The sequence below is a fragment of the Bacillus sp. WC2503 genome (genome assembly GCF_052682895.1).
This window is the reverse complement of the sequence record NZ_JBQYMD010000001.1, coordinates 453,681-470,430: the sequence shown is the minus strand read 5'-3', so window position 1 is coordinate 470,430 and position 16,750 is coordinate 453,681. Positions and strand designations below refer to the sequence as shown.

At 36.4% G+C, this 16,750-nt stretch carries 16 protein-coding genes and 2 pseudogenes; 8 read left to right on the top strand and 10 right to left on the bottom strand.

Annotated features, from left to right (window positions below; all coding sequences use genetic code 11):
• Window positions 1-72: 72 nt before the first annotated feature.
• Window positions 73-204, top strand: coding sequence for a DUF3941 domain-containing protein (locus ACUN26_RS02540; protein WP_001120851.1), 132 nt, complete (start codon window positions 73-75; stop codon window positions 202-204).
• Between the two features lie 129 nt (window positions 205-333).
• Window positions 334-1,191: a peptidylprolyl isomerase PrsA gene (gene prsA, locus ACUN26_RS02535; RefSeq protein ID WP_001214219.1), complete on the top strand. Its 858-nt coding sequence runs from the start codon at window positions 334-336 to the stop codon at window positions 1,189-1,191.
• 68 nt (window positions 1,192-1,259) lie between these two features.
• Here prsA and ACUN26_RS02530 read toward each other — a convergent pair.
• From ACUN26_RS02530 to ACUN26_RS02520, 3 genes and pseudogenes are all read right to left on the bottom strand, one after another.
• Window positions 1,260-1,845: pseudogene (locus ACUN26_RS02530) on the bottom strand (hypothetical protein).
• A gap of 11 nt (window positions 1,846-1,856) precedes the next feature.
• Window positions 1,857-2,705: pseudogene (locus ACUN26_RS02525) on the bottom strand (RHS repeat domain-containing protein); the annotation flags it as partial.
• A gap of 251 nt (window positions 2,706-2,956) precedes the next feature.
• Complete coding sequence (locus tag ACUN26_RS02520) at window positions 2,957-3,811, bottom strand: CvfB family protein (protein WP_000281281.1); 855 nt, start codon at window positions 3,809-3,811, stop codon at window positions 2,957-2,959.
• A 230-nt stretch (window positions 3,812-4,041) separates the two neighbouring features.
• On the opposite strand from ACUN26_RS02520, the gene ACUN26_RS02515 reads away from it, so the two are divergent.
• Window positions 4,042-4,533, top strand: coding sequence for a YajQ family cyclic di-GMP-binding protein (locus ACUN26_RS02515; protein WP_001040146.1), 492 nt, complete (start codon window positions 4,042-4,044; stop codon window positions 4,531-4,533).
• Between the two features lie 39 nt (window positions 4,534-4,572).
• Here ACUN26_RS02515 and ACUN26_RS02510 read toward each other — a convergent pair whose 3' ends face one another.
• Both ACUN26_RS02510 and ACUN26_RS02505 read right to left on the bottom strand, forming a co-directional pair.
• The gene (locus ACUN26_RS02510; protein ID WP_001169966.1) at window positions 4,573-4,800 is read right to left on the bottom strand and encodes a hypothetical protein; all 228 of its coding nucleotides are present in this window, start codon (window positions 4,798-4,800) and stop codon (window positions 4,573-4,575) included.
• Window positions 4,801-4,810: 10 nt separating this feature from the next.
• Window positions 4,811-6,106 (bottom strand): alpha-amylase family glycosyl hydrolase, encoded by a 1,296-nt coding sequence (locus tag ACUN26_RS02505; RefSeq protein ID WP_000412004.1) that lies wholly within the window; start codon window positions 6,104-6,106, stop codon window positions 4,811-4,813.
• 218 nt (window positions 6,107-6,324) lie between these two features.
• Here ACUN26_RS02505 and ACUN26_RS02500 point away from each other — a divergent pair, with 218 nt between their 5' ends.
• The gene (locus ACUN26_RS02500; protein WP_001091643.1) at window positions 6,325-7,557 is read left to right on the top strand and encodes an ammonium transporter; all 1,233 of its coding nucleotides are present in this window, start codon (window positions 6,325-6,327) and stop codon (window positions 7,555-7,557) included.
• A gap of 272 nt (window positions 7,558-7,829) precedes the next feature.
• Here ACUN26_RS02500 and katB read toward each other — a convergent pair whose 3' ends face one another.
• The 3 genes from katB to asnB form a co-directional block, all read right to left on the bottom strand.
• The gene (gene katB / locus ACUN26_RS02495; RefSeq protein WP_001069169.1) at window positions 7,830-9,296 is read right to left on the bottom strand and encodes a catalase KatB; all 1,467 of its coding nucleotides are present in this window, start codon (window positions 9,294-9,296) and stop codon (window positions 7,830-7,832) included.
• Between the two features lie 57 nt (window positions 9,297-9,353).
• Window positions 9,354-10,313 carry a ferrochelatase gene (gene hemH, locus ACUN26_RS02490; RefSeq protein WP_001075095.1) on the bottom strand — a complete coding sequence of 320 codons (960 nt, stop codon included), beginning with the start codon at window positions 10,311-10,313 and terminating at the stop codon, window positions 9,354-9,356.
• Window positions 10,314-10,503: 190 nt separating this feature from the next.
• Entirely contained in the window at window positions 10,504-12,351 is a 1,848-nt protein-coding gene (asnB, locus tag ACUN26_RS02485; protein ID WP_000333959.1) for an asparagine synthase (glutamine-hydrolyzing), read from the bottom strand.
• Window positions 12,352-12,591: 240 nt separating this feature from the next.
• Between asnB and ACUN26_RS02480 the strand changes: the two genes are divergently transcribed.
• Complete coding sequence (locus ACUN26_RS02480) at window positions 12,592-13,146, top strand: DUF2777 domain-containing protein (RefSeq protein ID WP_000616037.1); 555 nt, start codon at window positions 12,592-12,594, stop codon at window positions 13,144-13,146.
• 57 nt (window positions 13,147-13,203) lie between these two features.
• On the opposite strand, the gene ACUN26_RS02475 is transcribed toward ACUN26_RS02480, so the two are convergent.
• Window positions 13,204-13,569: a YisL family protein gene (locus ACUN26_RS02475; RefSeq protein WP_000233490.1), complete on the bottom strand. Its 366-nt coding sequence runs from the start codon at window positions 13,567-13,569 to the stop codon at window positions 13,204-13,206.
• 150 nt (window positions 13,570-13,719) lie between these two features.
• On the opposite strand from ACUN26_RS02475, the gene rocD reads away from it, so the two are divergent.
• Both rocD and ACUN26_RS02465 read left to right on the top strand, forming a co-directional pair.
• Window positions 13,720-14,910 (top strand): ornithine aminotransferase, encoded by a 1,191-nt coding sequence (rocD, locus tag ACUN26_RS02470; RefSeq protein ID WP_000616647.1) that lies wholly within the window; start codon window positions 13,720-13,722, stop codon window positions 14,908-14,910.
• Window positions 14,911-15,020: 110 nt separating this feature from the next.
• Entirely contained in the window at window positions 15,021-15,302 is a 282-nt protein-coding gene (locus ACUN26_RS02465; RefSeq protein ID WP_000926856.1) for a hypothetical protein, read from the top strand.
• A 35-nt stretch (window positions 15,303-15,337) separates the two neighbouring features.
• Here the strand turns inward: ACUN26_RS02465 and ACUN26_RS02460 are convergent, their stop codons facing one another.
• The gene (locus ACUN26_RS02460) at window positions 15,338-16,237 is read right to left on the bottom strand and encodes a fumarylacetoacetate hydrolase family protein (RefSeq protein WP_001213082.1); all 900 of its coding nucleotides are present in this window, start codon (window positions 16,235-16,237) and stop codon (window positions 15,338-15,340) included.
• A 246-nt stretch (window positions 16,238-16,483) separates the two neighbouring features.
• Between ACUN26_RS02460 and ACUN26_RS02455 the strand changes: the two genes are divergently transcribed.
• On the top strand, window positions 16,484-16,660 hold the full coding sequence (locus tag ACUN26_RS02455; protein ID WP_000462849.1) for an aspartyl-phosphate phosphatase Spo0E family protein: 177 nt from the start codon (window positions 16,484-16,486) through the stop codon (window positions 16,658-16,660).
• The last annotated feature ends 90 nt before the right edge of the window (window positions 16,661-16,750 follow it).

Below are 16,750 nucleotides of genomic sequence, written 5' to 3'. Positions count from 1 at the left end.
GCACCGCTATACATAGTCTTTACGAAAAAGGAAATGATAAACGTACAACGTTTAGAAATGGAGTTGATACATATGCCACATACGAGTGATAACGACAAAAAAGCTCGCGATAATAATGCAAAACGCACGCAAAAAAATGAGCAAGAGCAAAAAAATATTCAGCAGGGCAAGCGCGCATATTCCAAGAAGACTGATCACCTTTGATCCCATCGTACATCAACATAATTGTTGATGTACTTTTTTTACATTTCACAGGAAAAAACATTAAAAATTCACTTCATGTTCACTTCTATATTCTACAATAGCGATAACATATTCGGATGAGGTGTTAGCATGAGAGGGAAACATATTTTCATTATTACTGCACTAATAAGTATATTAATGCTTTCTGCTTGCGGACAAAAGAATGGATCAGCTACAGTCGCTACAGCAACAGACTCAACCATTACGAAGAGCGACTTCGAAAAACAATTGAAAGATCGTTACGGAAAAGACATGCTATACGAAATGATGGCATACGACGTTATTACAAAAAAATATAAAGTATCTGACGATGATGTAGATAACGAGGTCCAAAAAGTAAAAAATCAATTTGGAGACCAATTCAAAGGATTTTTAGAAAACAATCGTTTAAAAGATGAGGCTGATTTCAAAAATCAAATGAAGTTCAAACTCGCTCTGCATGAAGCCGTTAAGAAAAGCGTTACAGAAAAAGACGTGAAAGACCACTATAAACCAGAAATTAAAGCGAGTCACATTTTAGTAAGCGATGAAAATGCAGCGAAAGAAATAAAGAAAAAACTAGACGCTGGTGCTTCATTTGAAGAATTAGCAAAACAAGAATCACAAGATCTACTATCAAAAGAAAAAGGCGGAGACCTCGGATACTTTAATTCAGGTACAATGGCGCCTGAATTTGAAACAGCTGCCTACAAACTAAAAGTTGGCGAAATTAGCAATCCCGTCAAATCAACGAACGGCTATCACATTATTAAATTAACTGATAAAAAGGATTTAAAGCCTTACGATGAAGTGAAAGACTCCATTCGTAAAAACTTAGAAGAAGAACGTATCGCTGACCCTACATTCAGTCAAAAACTATTACAAGACGAATTAAAAAAGGCAAATATTAAAATAAATGATAGTGAATTAAACGATACATTTTCTCTTATATTTGAGCGGGGAAACTAAAAAAAGCACGGTCTTATTTAAAAAGATAAGACTGTGCTTTTTTTATTTCATGTTTTATTGCTTGTATTCTAGCCTATGATACATTCTTCTGCAAAGCAAACAAATACTTGCTTTTCCGAACGTAAAGATACTATATAATACTCATCTTCAAAATGCCCTACTATATAACCCATTCCCCCCGCCAGTTCAATTGTTTCTTTATTGAAATATACTCTTGTCCGATCAAATTTTATATGTTTTATAATACTCTCTAATTCATTTTCGTTTACTTCCTTTTCAGAGAAAAGGAACATGAGGCTTCCCTCCATACATACAGGAGAAATCACATCGAAAATATCAGTTGCAGGATCATTCTGTTTTATTAAAATTGCGCTCTTTACGGTCGACTTTTTCCAGTTTAACTCTTTTAATTCTTTTTCCTAAATATAATTTTGCACCTTTGTTAATTCTTCTTGAACCCCTTCACAATCCACTAAAAGATATAAATGAAATTTCGACATCATTGTTTCCATAAATTGTTCCATGCTTGTATCAACATCAACTATATATCTATTAATCGTTGATAACCAATTCAAAATTATCATGTTCATCTAACACTAGAAAATATTCGTTATTTTCTGTTGCAGGTTTGTGTATTTCAATATATTTATCCATATTTTCTCCTTATATCCGAATGGATTGGCCGCTGCGATTCCTTTCGCTTCGCTCTTTAGGACGTTACCCCATGCATCATATTCATAGCTTGCGACTATTTGTCCGTCCTTGTCGGTCATTACTATTACGTCACCGCGCGGGTTGTAGTGGTAGTATACCGATTGATCTTGGATTTTCATTGCTAGGCGGACACCGTCTTTGTTGTAAACGTATTGACGGAGGACTTTTCCGTTCCCGCCTGTTTCGTATAGCGGGTTAATGCTGTCACCGTCGTAGAAGTAACGGGTTACTTGTCCGTTTACGTTCTTTTCAATACGACGGTTTTCGTTGTCGTATTTATATGTTGCGAACGGTTTGCCTTCCCCTTTTTTCGTTACAGCAACAAGTTGGTCTGCTTCGTTCCATGTGTATGTGTATTTCCCATCAGATGTACGGTTACCATTTGCGTCATACGTTAACGATTCGTTTCCGAATTTTAGAAGTTGATTTCCTTCGTTAAATGTTGCGATTACTGATTTCGTTTCTTTTCCATTTTCTGTTATTTTCACGCTCGTACGATTGCCAAATCCATCATACGTGTAGTCTCTAACTGTTCCATTTGGTGTAGATTCTTTTAATAATTGATTAATTGGATCGTATACGTAATTTGTTTCCGTTATTTTCCCATCAGAACTTTCATGTTTAATCTTCGTACGGTTTCCTGTTTTGTCATACTCATATTTCTCTAATAGTAGCATTTGCTGTGGTGTTGCAATAGCTAAATCCGATAGTTTCCCTGTTTGATCATAATTATATGTTACACCAGCATCATTCGGTGCGATATACGTACGTACGTGGCCATTCTCATCTGTTTTCATTCTTACAATTAACAATTTAAAGAATTTTCTGGTGATCTTCAATATAAAAACGACAATATTGTGTCTTTTTTCTAAAAATGTATATTTTCCTACAATTTACCATTTTATATTCTTTTTTCCTTATAAATACAGTAAAATATTTGTAGATTAAACGTTTTATTACACCTTATTTACTTTTTATCTACTTTATAATAAAAAAAGAACTATTTTTTCTCTTAAAAATTTAGAGAAAAAATAGTTCTTTTTCATTCACTTTATTTCTTAAAGTAAGTCCAACCTTCTTCTTGGTAAATCTTTTCTTCTTTCATCATTTTACCAAGCGCACGCTTAAACGCAGCTTTACTCATATTGAAACGTTCTTTAATGTCTTCTGGGTGGCTCTTATCCCAAAACGGCATTGCTCCGCCTCTTTCTTCCATATATTCATAAATTACTGCAGCATCATCTTCCATTCCTTCTTCTTTACGAGGAAGAAGTGAAATGTTGATTGTACCGTCATCTTTCACGTCAATAATACGACCTGTTACACGCTCACCGATGCGGACTTGTTCTTTTCTTTCTGTATGGTGTAAGAAAGCACGGAAATGCTCATCAGTTAGTATGAATGAACCAACTTGAAGTGAACGATACACACGTCCATTGACGTTTTTATTACGCATAGATGGCGTCGCATCTACGATAATTTCTTGCATATCACTGTCTCTTGCTGGAAGAGCGATTAAACGATCACGATTCGTTAATTTTAACGTACAATATAATTCGTCGCCTACTTCTGGCCATACTGGCATATAAATCGGGAACTCATCAAGTGGAATTAGTATATCTTTTGATACACCAATATCAACAAACACACCTAAACTAGGAATAACTTCTACAACCTTTACCCAATTCCAATCATGTGTTGTAATAATTGGCTCCTTCATTGTTGCTGAAATACGATTTTGGTGATCAAGGTATAAGAATACATCAATTGTATCGCCTTCTTCAATTTCTCCAGCTACTTCGTTTTTATGTAGGAAAATTTCTTCCTCTTCATTCCCAACCATATATCCGATTTCCGTTTCGCGTAAAACAGTTACCTGTTCAATCGATCCTAATTGCAAATACATATTTTTTAATTCCCTTCTATATATATAAAGTTATCTTTTTTATCATTCCAAACAAAAGTTAATTATAACACGATTTTTCCTTTATTTGTCCAACTGCCCAAAATTCACTATAATAAAGTGAGGTTACATGAATATCAGTATGAAAACACTTAAGTCTAAGCTCGTTTTCAGCTATACTTTAGTATGTACAGTACATAAAAAGATTAGAAATTTATTTGGAGGTGCTAACTATGGCAAAAGATAGTTCTTTTGACATCGTTTCGAAAGTAGAATTACCTGAAGTAACAAACGCAATTAACATCGCATTAAAGGAAATCCAAAACCGATATGACTTTAAAGGAAGTAAAAGTGATATTAAACTAGAAAAAGAAGTACTTGTTTTAACTTCTGACGACGAGTTCAAATTAGACCAAGTAAAAGACGTTTTAATTTCTAAACTTGTAAAACGTAACGTTCCAATTAAAAACTTGGACTATGGAAAAGTGGAAGCTGCGACTGGTAACACTGTTCGCCAACGCGCAACGTTACAACAAGGTATCGATAAAGATAACGCGAAAAAAATTAACAACATCATTAAAGAAATGAAATTAAAAGTGAAAACACAAGTACAAGATGATCAAGTACGTGTTACAGCGAAAAGCCGTGATGACTTACAAGCAGTAATCGCAGCCGTTCGCAGTGCTGACTTACCGATTGACGTACAATTCATTAACTATCGCTAAAAAGAAAACTCCTCTTAATTAGAGGAGTTTTTGTATTTATTAAGAGCAGCACCATATCGCTTTATCAAATGATTTTTTCGGAATATATACTTTATCATTTTCGATTTTGTATTGAATATTATTTTTCTTAAGAGCTGCTGTGTCAACAGAATGAATACTATCACCCCACCGAACAAATTCCCTATCGTCACCGATGTCCCCAAAATACAAACTTACAAATACGATAAGAAAACATGAACATAGAGCGAGCAACTTCTTTTTCTGCAAATATCTCACCTCATCTACGTTTCCTTTTAACCGCAATTAAAAACGCAATAAATAATACGTTCACACCGACGATTAAGGAGATAAATAACCAATTCACACCTGTTTCTTTACTAACAGTATACACATTCGATTCTTCACGCTTTAAAACGAGATAGAACTTCCCGTTTTCTTCTCTTATAATTTCGTCTTCTAACAATCCTCTTAACTGTTGTTTTTCACCAATTGCACTTGCAGGTAAGGAAACTTTTTGTGTTTCTTTCGTATTATTAATTGCTACTAATGTTACTTCATCTTTGTACTTTCGTTTTAATATACTCATTCCATCTTTATCATATAAAAGTTCAAACGTACCACGTCGTAAAGATGGTCTCATTTGTCTAAGTTCGCCAAGCTTTGTTATGTGCTGCATAAACTTTTCATCTGATTTAAAATCCATTAATCGGCGATTATCCGGTACGCTTCCTCCATCTAATGCGATTTCAGTTCCGTAATAAAAATTCGGAATCCCTGGTGATGTTAATAAATAGGTAAGAGCTAGTTTCAAACGTGATGGCGGATAATACATATTTTCTTTTGCGATACGTGCAAACCTTTTTGTTTCTTGATTATCTAAAAACGTAACAAACTCCTCTTCTTTTTTACTCACATCATATAACGATTTCACCGATACATCCGCTTCGGAAAACGATTCTACTATTTTTTCATTGTATTCACTATCTTCTTTTGTCATAATACGAAAATCTTTCTTTATCACTTGCATATCCTTTTGAACGTCACCCCAGAAAGAACGCGGCTTTTTTTCACTATGTATTACATAACTTCCATCTAAATCGACTTCTTTTACCCACCATTTCATCGAGTCGATTACTTGTTGTTCGTTTTCTCCAAATGGAAATTGAAATACAACTTTCATTCCTTTTTCGTGAGCTTCTTTTACAAGCTCTTTCACATCATTTTCTGTTCCGAAATGTTCATTTACTTTTTGAAAATTTCGCACGTCTAATCCATCATACTGTCCACTTTCAAAAAGCGGCGAAAGCATAACAGTCGTAAAACCCATTTCTTTTATATAATCCAGCCTTTTTATAATCCCTCTTATATCTCCGCCCTGATAACCTTCTAAATTAACAACGTCTAACTGCTTGTCATTTTTCGGTTCTCCATTATTGAAGCGATCAATCATAATCGAATATATGACTTCATCTCGCCACTCTCTTTTTTCATCTGCAAAAGTATGTATTGGTACAAACAAAACGACAGCTAAACAAAAACAAATGAATAGGTTCCTAGTCCATATTTTTTCCACACGCATCCCCCAAGTTTTTTAATTGTAAGAATATTATACCAATTATCCAAGCAAATCGCATACGCTGATTTCATTCCTTCAAAAATACATAATGTTAGATTTTCTTACATGATTAATAAATTTTTCTAAAAATTCAGTTGATTTTCACCTCAATTTCGAATATGATATGAAACATAACAAATAATGTAATATTTTCTAACATTATAGGAGGGGATTGAATGAATACGGGAGATACAGTTTTTATGTTTATAACGACAGTAATGGTCATGTTAATGACACCAGGATTAGCACTTTTTTACGGAGGCATGGTTCGTAGTAAAAATGTATTGAGCACAACGATGCACAGCTACAGCGCAATGGCTATCGTCTCAATTCAGTGGATTGTAATCGGTTATTCTTTATCTTTCGGACCAGATTGGCACGGACTTATAGGCAATCTCGATTGGTTCGGCTTAAACGGAGTTACCTACGCACCAAATCCAGACTACTCATCTACTATTCCTCACAATTTATTTATGATGTTCCAACTCATGTTCGCTATTTTAACTCCAGCTTTAATTTCAGGTGCATTCGCTGAAAGAATGCGTTTTTCTGCCTTTCTTATTTTTATTCTTCTATGGACAACACTCGTTTACAATCCCGTCGCTCATTGGGTATGGGGCGTTGGCGGATGGCTAAGAGAACTTGGCGCGTTAGACTTCGCTGGTGGTAATGTCGTTCATATCACTTCTGGTGTTGCTGGTCTTGTATTAGCGATTTTCCTCGGAAAACGAAAAAACATAAACGGTACCTCTCCTCACCATTTACCATTTACGATGTTAGGTGCAGGTTTACTATGGTTCGGGTGGTTCGGTTTTAACGTCGGGAGTGCATTATCATTAAACGACGTCGCTTTAACTGCATTTATTAATACAAATATAGCCGCCGCTGCCTCTGCTCTAACTTGGATGCTATCTGAATGGTTCTTCCAATCGAAACCGACTGCGATGGGAGCTGCTTGCGGGGTTGTTTCCGGTTTAGTCGCAATTACGCCAGCTTGCGGATTTGTTACACCTTTCTCCGCCCTTCTTATCGGAGCAATCGGGGGCGTATTATGTTTCGGTGCTGTCTTCTTCTTGAAAACGAAATTTGGGTACGACGATACACTTGATGCATTCGGATGTCACGGCATCGGAGGAACTTGGGGCGGTATTGCAACTGGACTTTTCGCAACTACTACTGTAAACGGTGATGGCGCTAACGGTCTGTTTTACGGAAACGCAGCTTTACTATTTAAACAACTTGTCGCAATCGGAGCAACATATGCATTCACAATTATAATGACATACGCCATTATTAAAGCGATCAACTACTTCCTCCCTGTTCGGGTAGATGAGCACGAAGAACATATGGGACTTGATATTTCGATGCACGGTGAGAAGGCTTATGAGTATACTGAGCGAGTGAATTAAAAAAGAGATGCAATCTACTACTAGTAGATTGCATCTCTTTTTATTATACTGTCGGTGGTATACCCTAGTTGGTATATTCATGAATATATCAGCGATTATTCGGATATATCGACGATTTTTTAAATATATCAGCGATTCTTTCATTATATCGACGTTTCGACACAAAATATCGATTTACCAACAAATTCCGACATGATGAAAACGAAAAATACCCCGTGTAAAGCTTATTTTACACATAAAAAGACGACCGAAAACCGGTCGTCTTTTTCTATTTATTTCGGAGCATTCCCTACATATTGCGTAATATCAACATTTAACGCTTGAGCTAAACGCATACCGTACTCTTGATCTGCACGGAAGAAGTTACAAACAGCTAATAATTTCGTGCGCTCATTTACGTCTTTTAAGTCGTTTGTTAAGTTTGCAATTAAGTTATCTTGCTCTTCTTTAGAAAATGAACGGTAACGCTCCCCTGCTTGTTTGAAGTCATTTGGTTTCTCAATTTTTTCACGAGATACGTAGCCTTCTACTTTCATAGTTGAATCGCGGTAAGTTGGATCTTCAACCGGATTTTCCGTATGACGGCTCGGTTCGTAGTTTACCGTAGATGGGTTTTGATTTACTTGCATTGCACCATCACGTTGTTGGTTATGAACAGCTGCATATGGGCAGTTTACAGGAATTTGTAAGTAGTTTGCACCAAGGCGATAACGCTGTGTATCTGGGTAAGAGAATAAACGTCCTTGTAATAATTTATCTTCAGATGGTTCAATACCATTTACAGTTGCACTCGGAGAGAACGCCACTTGTTCTACTTCCGCGAAGAAGTTTTTCGGATTACGATTTAACGTCATTGTTCCTACTTCCATTAATGGGAAACGATCTTCGGGCCATACTTTCGTTGGATCTAGTGGATCAAAGTCTAAAGAATCCGTTTCATCTAGTTGCATCACTTGTACGTGTAAATCCCACTTCGGATAATTTCCTTTTTCGATTGCATCGAACAAGTCACGAGTTGCATGGTTGAAGTCTTTCCCTTGCACTTCTTGCACTTCTTTTGCATTTAAGTTACGTACACCTTGCTGTGGTTTCCAGTGATATTTAATATAGACGATTTTACCTTCTGCATTAATCCATTTAAATGAATGGACACCGAAACCTTCCATTTCACGATAACTCGCTGGTGTACCGTAATCAGAAAATACCCACGTCATCATATGTGTAGATTCCGGACTTAACGTCATGAAATCCCAGTAACGATCTGGCGTTTGAATGTTTGTATCAGGTGCTGGTTTTAAAGAATGCACCATATCAGGGAATTTAATTGCATCACGAATGAAGAAGACTGGTAAGTGGTTACCTACGATATCGTAATTTCCTTCTTCTGTATAAAATTTAACAGCGAACCCACGTGGATCACGAGCTGTTTCCGGAGAACCTTGACCATGAATAACCGTTGAGAAACGAACAAATACAGGCGTTTCAGTTCCTTCATTTTGTAAAAATGCGGCTTTCGTATATTGCTTCATGCTGTTTTTCGTTACGAATACACCGTGAGCACCTGCACCACGCGCATGCACAACACGCTCTGGAATACGTTCACGATCAAAATGTGCAAGTTTTTCTACTAAATGATAGTCTTCTAACAATACCGGTCCACGGCGACCAGCTGTACGAGAGTTTTGATTATCTCCAACTGGAGCACCTTGGTTTGTTGTTAAGCGATTATTTGGATTCATCTGGGGATCCTCCTCTTTCTTCCGTAGTAATTATTATTTATTTAAAATTATTATAAACTAATTATTATTCAAAACTAAATCTTTGTCAACTATTCCCTTCATTTTTTTGGAAACAATTTCAGCTAAACAATCAATAAATACAGGTTGTGCATTTGGCATATTCGGTCTAAAATATTGGGCGTTTAATTCATCCGTTACAACCTTACATTCATAGTCGTTGTCATATAAAACTTCTAAATGCTCTGCCACAAATCCAACTGGGCAATATACGAAAGATTCATATCCATGCTCTTCAAATAAATCTCTCGTTAAATCTTGCACATCTGGTCCAATCCATGGGTCTGGTGTATTTCCTGCACTTTGCCAACCAATTGTATAGTGCTTTACACCTGCTTCTGTAGCAATTAAATCTGCTGTTTGCCGTAATTGCTCTACGTATGAGTCACCTGCTGCAATAATCTTCTCTGGTAAACTATGCGCCGAAAAAATTACGACTGCTTTTTCTTTATCTTTAACTTTTGTAAACGTTTCTTTTATTTGATCTGCCCAATAGGAAATAAACTTCGATTCGTCGTACCATTGTTCAATTGGTTCAATAACAGGGCCACCAATTTTTTCCGAAAGACGAATCGCGCGTTCATTATACGCTTTAATGCTGAATGTAGAGTAATGCGGTGCTAATACGATACTAATCGCATGCTCAATCCCATCTTTCTTCATCTCTTCTACTGCGTCTTCTATAAATGGTGCAATATGTTTTAATCCTAAGTAACAAGTAAATTCATACTCTGTAAATATATTATTCATTGAATCCGTTAATTTATGCGCTTGCTCTTTCGTAATTTTCGCAAGCGGTGATATTCCACCAATTGCTTTATAACGCCCGATTAAATCTTGGAGCGCTTCTTCTGTTGGCTTACGCCCATGACGGATATGTGTATAATACGCTTCTACATCATCCAATGACTCCGGCGTTCCATACGCCATTACGAGTAAACCTATTTTTTTCTTTGCCATCTATTTCACACCTCAATTTTTGAAAATGAGAATCTTTTTCAAGAACGTTTGTTTCCAATTATAACAAGCAATAATAAGTACGTCAAAATAATAATTCTAAATAAATATTATTTATAAGGTGGTTTTTAATTTTATATGACAATTTATTTAATAAAAAAAGCGGCTCACGTACATGTAAGCCGCTTTTTTGCTATTCTTTAATATTTACCCCATACTCTTTAAACCAAACGTGAATTTGTGCTAAATGAGCTAGAAGTTGCGGCCCAGTCATTAATTGACCGAACCAAGGTGTTTGGAATGCACTTCCGCCTGAGTGGATTAATCCATTCAATTGCTCTTTATCAAACAATTCATGCAAAATTGAGCCTTTATCCGTTAATAAATCCTGTAGCCATACTGTTACCGCTTTTGTATAATGCGGGTTATGCGTTTTCGGATAAGGACTCTTCTTTCTATATAAAATGTCATGTGGAAGTATCCCTTCTAAAGCTTTACGCAATAGACCTTTTTCGCGGTTTTCATACATTTTCATTTCCCAAGGAATATTCCACGCATATTCGACAAGTCGGTGGTCCGCAAATGGAACGCGCACTTCTAAGCTTGCTCCCATACTCATGCGGTCTTTTCTGTCTAATAATGTTGTCATAAACCATACCATGTTTAAATAAAATAATTGTCGTCTCTTCGCTTCTAGTGGGCTTTCTCCCTCTAAAATAGGAACTTCTTGAATGGATTCTTCATAGCGCCTTTGTACATATTGTTGTAAATTTAATTTACTTCTCCATTCTTTCTTCAGAAGTTGTTCACGTGCTTCTGTAGAGCGCATCCATGGGAATGCACTTGATTGTAAATCATCTTCTCTATAAAACCACGGATACCCACCGAAGATTTCATCTGCACATTCTCCAGATAAACCGACGACAAAGTCTTGTTTAATTTCGCGGCAAAACCATAATAATGAGGAATCGATATCTGCCATACCAGGCAAATCACGAACGAGCACCGCTTCTGTTAAACACTCTGCTAGCAGTTCATTTGAAATGACGCAACGATGGTGAGTCGTTTGAAACGTTTCAGTCATTAAGTTAATAAACGGCGCATCTGAATTGGGTTGGAATGCATTTGCTTTAAAATATTTTTCATTATCTTCATAGTCAATAGAATACGTGTGTAATGGCCCTTTCCCTGATCTTTCATATTCTTTTGCGGCAATTGCTGTTATAGCACTTGAATCTACACCACCTGATAAAAAAGTGCATAACGGTACATCAGAAACGAGTTGCCTTGTAATAGCATCTTGTAATAAAAAGCGTGTTTTCTCTACTGTTTCTTCAAAGGAATCTTCATGTTTTTTACTTTCTACATTCCAATATCTCCATATACATAAACCATTTTTTGAAAATGTCATTGCGTGGCCCGGTCGTAATTCTTTTATACCAGCATAAATACCGTGACCAGGCGTTCTAGATGGTCCGAGGCCGAATATTTCTGATAACCCTTCTAACGTTACTTCAGCCTTCACATCAGGATGCGCTAGTATCGCTTTTAACTCTGAGCCAAATAGTAATCGTCCACTATCATATTTATAAAATAGCGGTTTTACACCTAATCGATCTCTTGCAATAAATACTTGTTCTTTCCGTTCGTCCCATACAGCAAACGCATATATACCGTTTAAATGATCGACACATTCTTCTTTCCATTCAATATACGATGCTAATAATACTTCCGTATCAGAATGACCTTTGAACGTATATCCTCTTCTTAAAAGTTCCTTTCGAATGTCTTCCGTGTTATAAAGTTCGCCGTTATAGCAAATTGCATAATTCACTTCATCCTTTAAACAAGTCATCGGCTGTTTACCACCCTCAGGGTCAACAACGATTAACCGTTTATGCCCAAACGCGACATTACCCTTAATCCAAACTTTATTATCATCTGGGCCACGCTTCGCTAACGTCTCAGCCATCTTCATAACGACGGCCCTTTCTCCTTCTAATGAGCGTTTATAATCCACCCATCCTGTAATCCCGCACATATAAATCATCCTTCCATCTTATTACTTTTCCTGAACGTGCAGTAATCCCCACTCTAAAAGTGCGGATACAAAAAAATGACAAACTTGACGATAACCTACCATCCGTATACGGAATAATAATTTCACTCAGTAAAACGTGTTTTATTGTATGCCCACCTATGTCCGGATGTGTCTAGTTATAAAGAACGCGCGAACTGTCTATAACAAGAATAACTACTTTTCATAAAGGAGAAATCGTGTATGATACAACGTAAACATATTTTATATAACCAGCCTCGTGCTCATTCAGTCGGTAATGTAGAATATATAAACAATGAATGGGTATTCTTTGATGATGAAAATGACGAAGCATTTTTATTAGAAGATATTGCCGAAGATGGCTTTGAGGTTTTATATAACAACAACTGGCTACCAGCTCGTTTTTATGAACAAAACATATTGCAAATCGCAAATGAACAACATCCCCTCCAAAACGGGGAAATGATACGCATTCGTAAAAAATTACTCCTTAGCTATCATGAATGGCTTGAGGAATTACCCGATTCTGTTTTTGCGTTATTAACAGAATCATTGCAATCACTTCATTACTCTCTATATGATTGCATGTATTGCCATAATTATTTATCCTTCTTACCGAAAGAGGAAGCATGCGAGGGAGTAAATATTCTTTTATTTGATAATGAAGAGATGATCTGTACACTGCAGCACCATTTCGTTCGTCACTCTTCTTCAAATAAAAATATTTTCCGTTTTACGAAAGTAAATGGAGAAGAGTTGCATATCGATGCGACATAAAAATAAAAACCACCGTATCCCCCAAACATTTGAGAGATACGGTGGTTTTATTTTTTATTAGAATACTTGCCAACCAATCGGTAATTTCAGTCCAAGGTAAAATACCGCTACTAGTGCGACAATAAATAATCCCCAAACTGCCCCTGTTGCCTTATTCTTGCTCATTTTCACAAGAACCATTTCCATTCCACCGATAACTAAAATACCAGCTATCATTTTTAAACCGTACCACATGTGCATGTTACTTGTTGCAGTCTTCATAATACCCATGTACAACATGAAACCTGTCACAATAATGATAATGTACATAAGACGAAGCCCCATATGTACACCTTTCCCTTTTCTTCCTGCTGAATAAAGTGAATACGCAACGAAGAATAAAATTAAACCTAACGCCCATGCTGTAATATGCATATGTACCATCGTATCCCCTACCTCCTCTTTTCACACTTTTTCACTCTATATGATAACATGTTCATTTATTTTCAGGAAATGTTTCGCTTTTTTACATTTAAATGATATAATATTTAGAGTATTTACAAACTTCTTGTAATAACAAAAGGGGGAACAATCATGATTCAAACTAAGGATATTATCGAACTTACAGACACATACGGAGCAAATAACTATCACCCACTTCCAATCGTTATTTCTAAAGCAGAAGGCGTTTGGGTAGAAGATCCTGAAGGAAATCGCTATATGGACTTATTAAGTGCATATTCTGCAGTTAACCAAGGTCATCGTCACCCAAAAATTATTAACGCTTTAATTGACCAAGCTAATCGTGTTACGTTAACTTCTCGTGCTTTCCATAGTGATCAATTAGGCCCTTGGTACGAAAAAGTTGCGAAACTAACTAATAAAGAAATGGTACTTCCAATGAATACAGGTGCAGAAGCTGTTGAAACTGCAATTAAAACAGCTCGCCGCTGGGCTTATGATGTGAAAAAAGTAGAAGCAAACCGCGCTGAAATCATCGTTTGTGAAGATAACTTCCACGGACGTACGATGGGTGCTGTTTCTATGTCATCAAACGAAGAGTACAAGCGTGGCTTCGGTCCAATGCTTCCTGGCATTATTGTAATTCCTTACGGTGATTTAGAAGCGTTAAAAGCTGCAATTACACCAAATACAGCAGCATTCATTTTAGAGCCAATTCAAGGTGAAGCAGGAATTAACATTCCACCAGCTGGTTTCTTAAAAGAAGCTCTTGAAGTATGTAAAAAAGAAAACGTTTTATTTGTAGCAGATGAAATCCAAACAGGCTTAGGCCGTACTGGTAAAGTATTTGCTTGCGACTGGGACGATGTAACTCCTGACATGTACATACTTGGTAAAGCACTTGGTGGCGGCGTATTCCCAATCTCTTGCGTTGCAGCAAACCGCGATATTTTAGGTGTATTCGAGCCAGGTTCTCACGGTTCTACATTCGGTGGTAACCCACTTGCATGTGCTGTTTCTATCGCAGCTCTTGAAGTGTTAGAAGAAGAAAAATTAACAGAGCGTTCTCTTCAATTAGGAGAAAAATTAGTTGGGCAATTAAAAGAAATTGATAACCCAATGATTACTGACGTTCGCGGTAAAGGTTTATTCATCGGTATCGAATTAAACGAGCCAGCTCGTCCTTACTGTGAACAACTAAAAGCAGCTGGGCTGTTATGTAAAGAAACACACGAAAATGTAATTCGTATCGCACCACCTCTAGTAATCTCTGAAGAAGATTTAGAGTGGGCATTCCAAAAAATTAAAGCTGTTTTATCGTAATGATAGAGAGGTTGTCCTACACGTTAGGACAACCTCTTTCCTTTTATAGTGATTTATATTAAAATTCAATTGTAATTTTCTGTATTTTCATTCACAGAAGGAGGTGCGACATGCTATTAAGATATGGTAAACATATTAACTATTTAGCTACAGCTTTTATTTTAGTTACATTCTTTGGTTTCATCCTTTCCACAACATGGCTTCATTACTCAACTCCTACTACACTCACACTACTGAAAGCATCATTTTGGACTGCTGTTATTCTTACTATTATTGGATTTGGACGAGAAAAAAGCGCACTTGCGGTTATATTATTTGGCATTTGTACACTTGCATTAATTGGTCTTTACACTTTTGCCGTTATCGATTACCTCTATAACCCGAGACCATAGAAAACAGCTATCTTTATACAAGATAGCTGTTTTCTTCATTTCACTACATTTCGCAAAGTACCAATTCCCTCTACTGTAATGACCACTTCATCACCAGCGTGTAAAAACTTCGGTGGTGTAAAGCCCTTTCCGACACCAGACGGCGTTCCTGTTGCGATAATATCGCCTGGTTCTAATGTCATCCCTTTACTTATCGTTGAAATAATTTCTTCAATTGAAAAAATCATTTTATTTGTGTTTGAAGTTTGTCTTACTTCTCCATTTACTACTGTTTCGATGTGTAATGCGTTCGGCGTTTCAACCATTGATTTATGCATTAAATACGGTCCCATCGGACAAAACGTATCGAAGCTTTTCCCAAGGAAAAACTGTTTATGTTTCCTTTGAATGTCACGAGCGGTTACATCATTTATAACTGTATATCCGAAAACATGGTCAAGCGCTTTTTCTTTTTTTATTTGCTTCCCTCGCTTACCAATAACAATAGCTAGTTCCCCTTCATAATCTAGTTCATTCGTTGCGTGGGAATGCCCATTGATTTTCTCATCAATTCCAATAACTGTTGTTGGTGCTTTCGTAAAAATCATTATATTTTCCGGAATAGACTCTACTCCGCCCATCTCGATTGCATGTTCACGATAGTTTTTCCCAACACAAAGTATATTCTTTCTTGGCCTTGGAATTGGTGCTAATATTTTCACCTCTGTTAACGGATAATACGCTACCCCTTCATTTTCCTTTGCCCAATTTACAATTTCACATATTTTCTCAAGACATTCAGTCCCTCTTTCAATACACTCTAACATTGTAATCGGAATCGTAACCTTTTCCCCTTTTTGTCTTTGCGCTTCTCTTAAGTGCAGTACTTTTTCTTCCTCTTCGTCTACAATACCTACAAATACCTTTTCCTCTTTCTTCGCCGTTACAAAACGCAATATTTCCACTCTCCATCCTAAAACTCATACCATTTAATTGTATTCGCATCTATAAGAAAAAAACCTTCTCATGCACGCTAATTTTTACAATATTCTTCTCGCACCTTATTCGTTACCATTCGTTATTTGACATAAAATGTAGAAATTTTACTTTTTTTAGCGAAGTTGTTTCTTTTTTATGGGATTTTTGTATAATATGTACTACATATATACTAAAAATTTCATTTAGAGATGGAGCCGATTTCAATGTTTGAGCAAGCTATTGAAAAAAAACGTGAAAAAATGATCTATTTTGCTGAACGCTACGGAATGACTTCTCAAAAAACAGTGGATTGTAGCCAAGAACTGGACAGGCTCTTAAATGTAATTTGGCATGTACATACGGATTTTCAACCTAATCAAACATTCGAAACACACACGTAATAACGTGTGTGTTTCTTTTATTTCAAAAAAACACACATTTTATTGAAAACGCCCATACAATAGTAGAAAAGAAAATTTTAAAAACGAAAG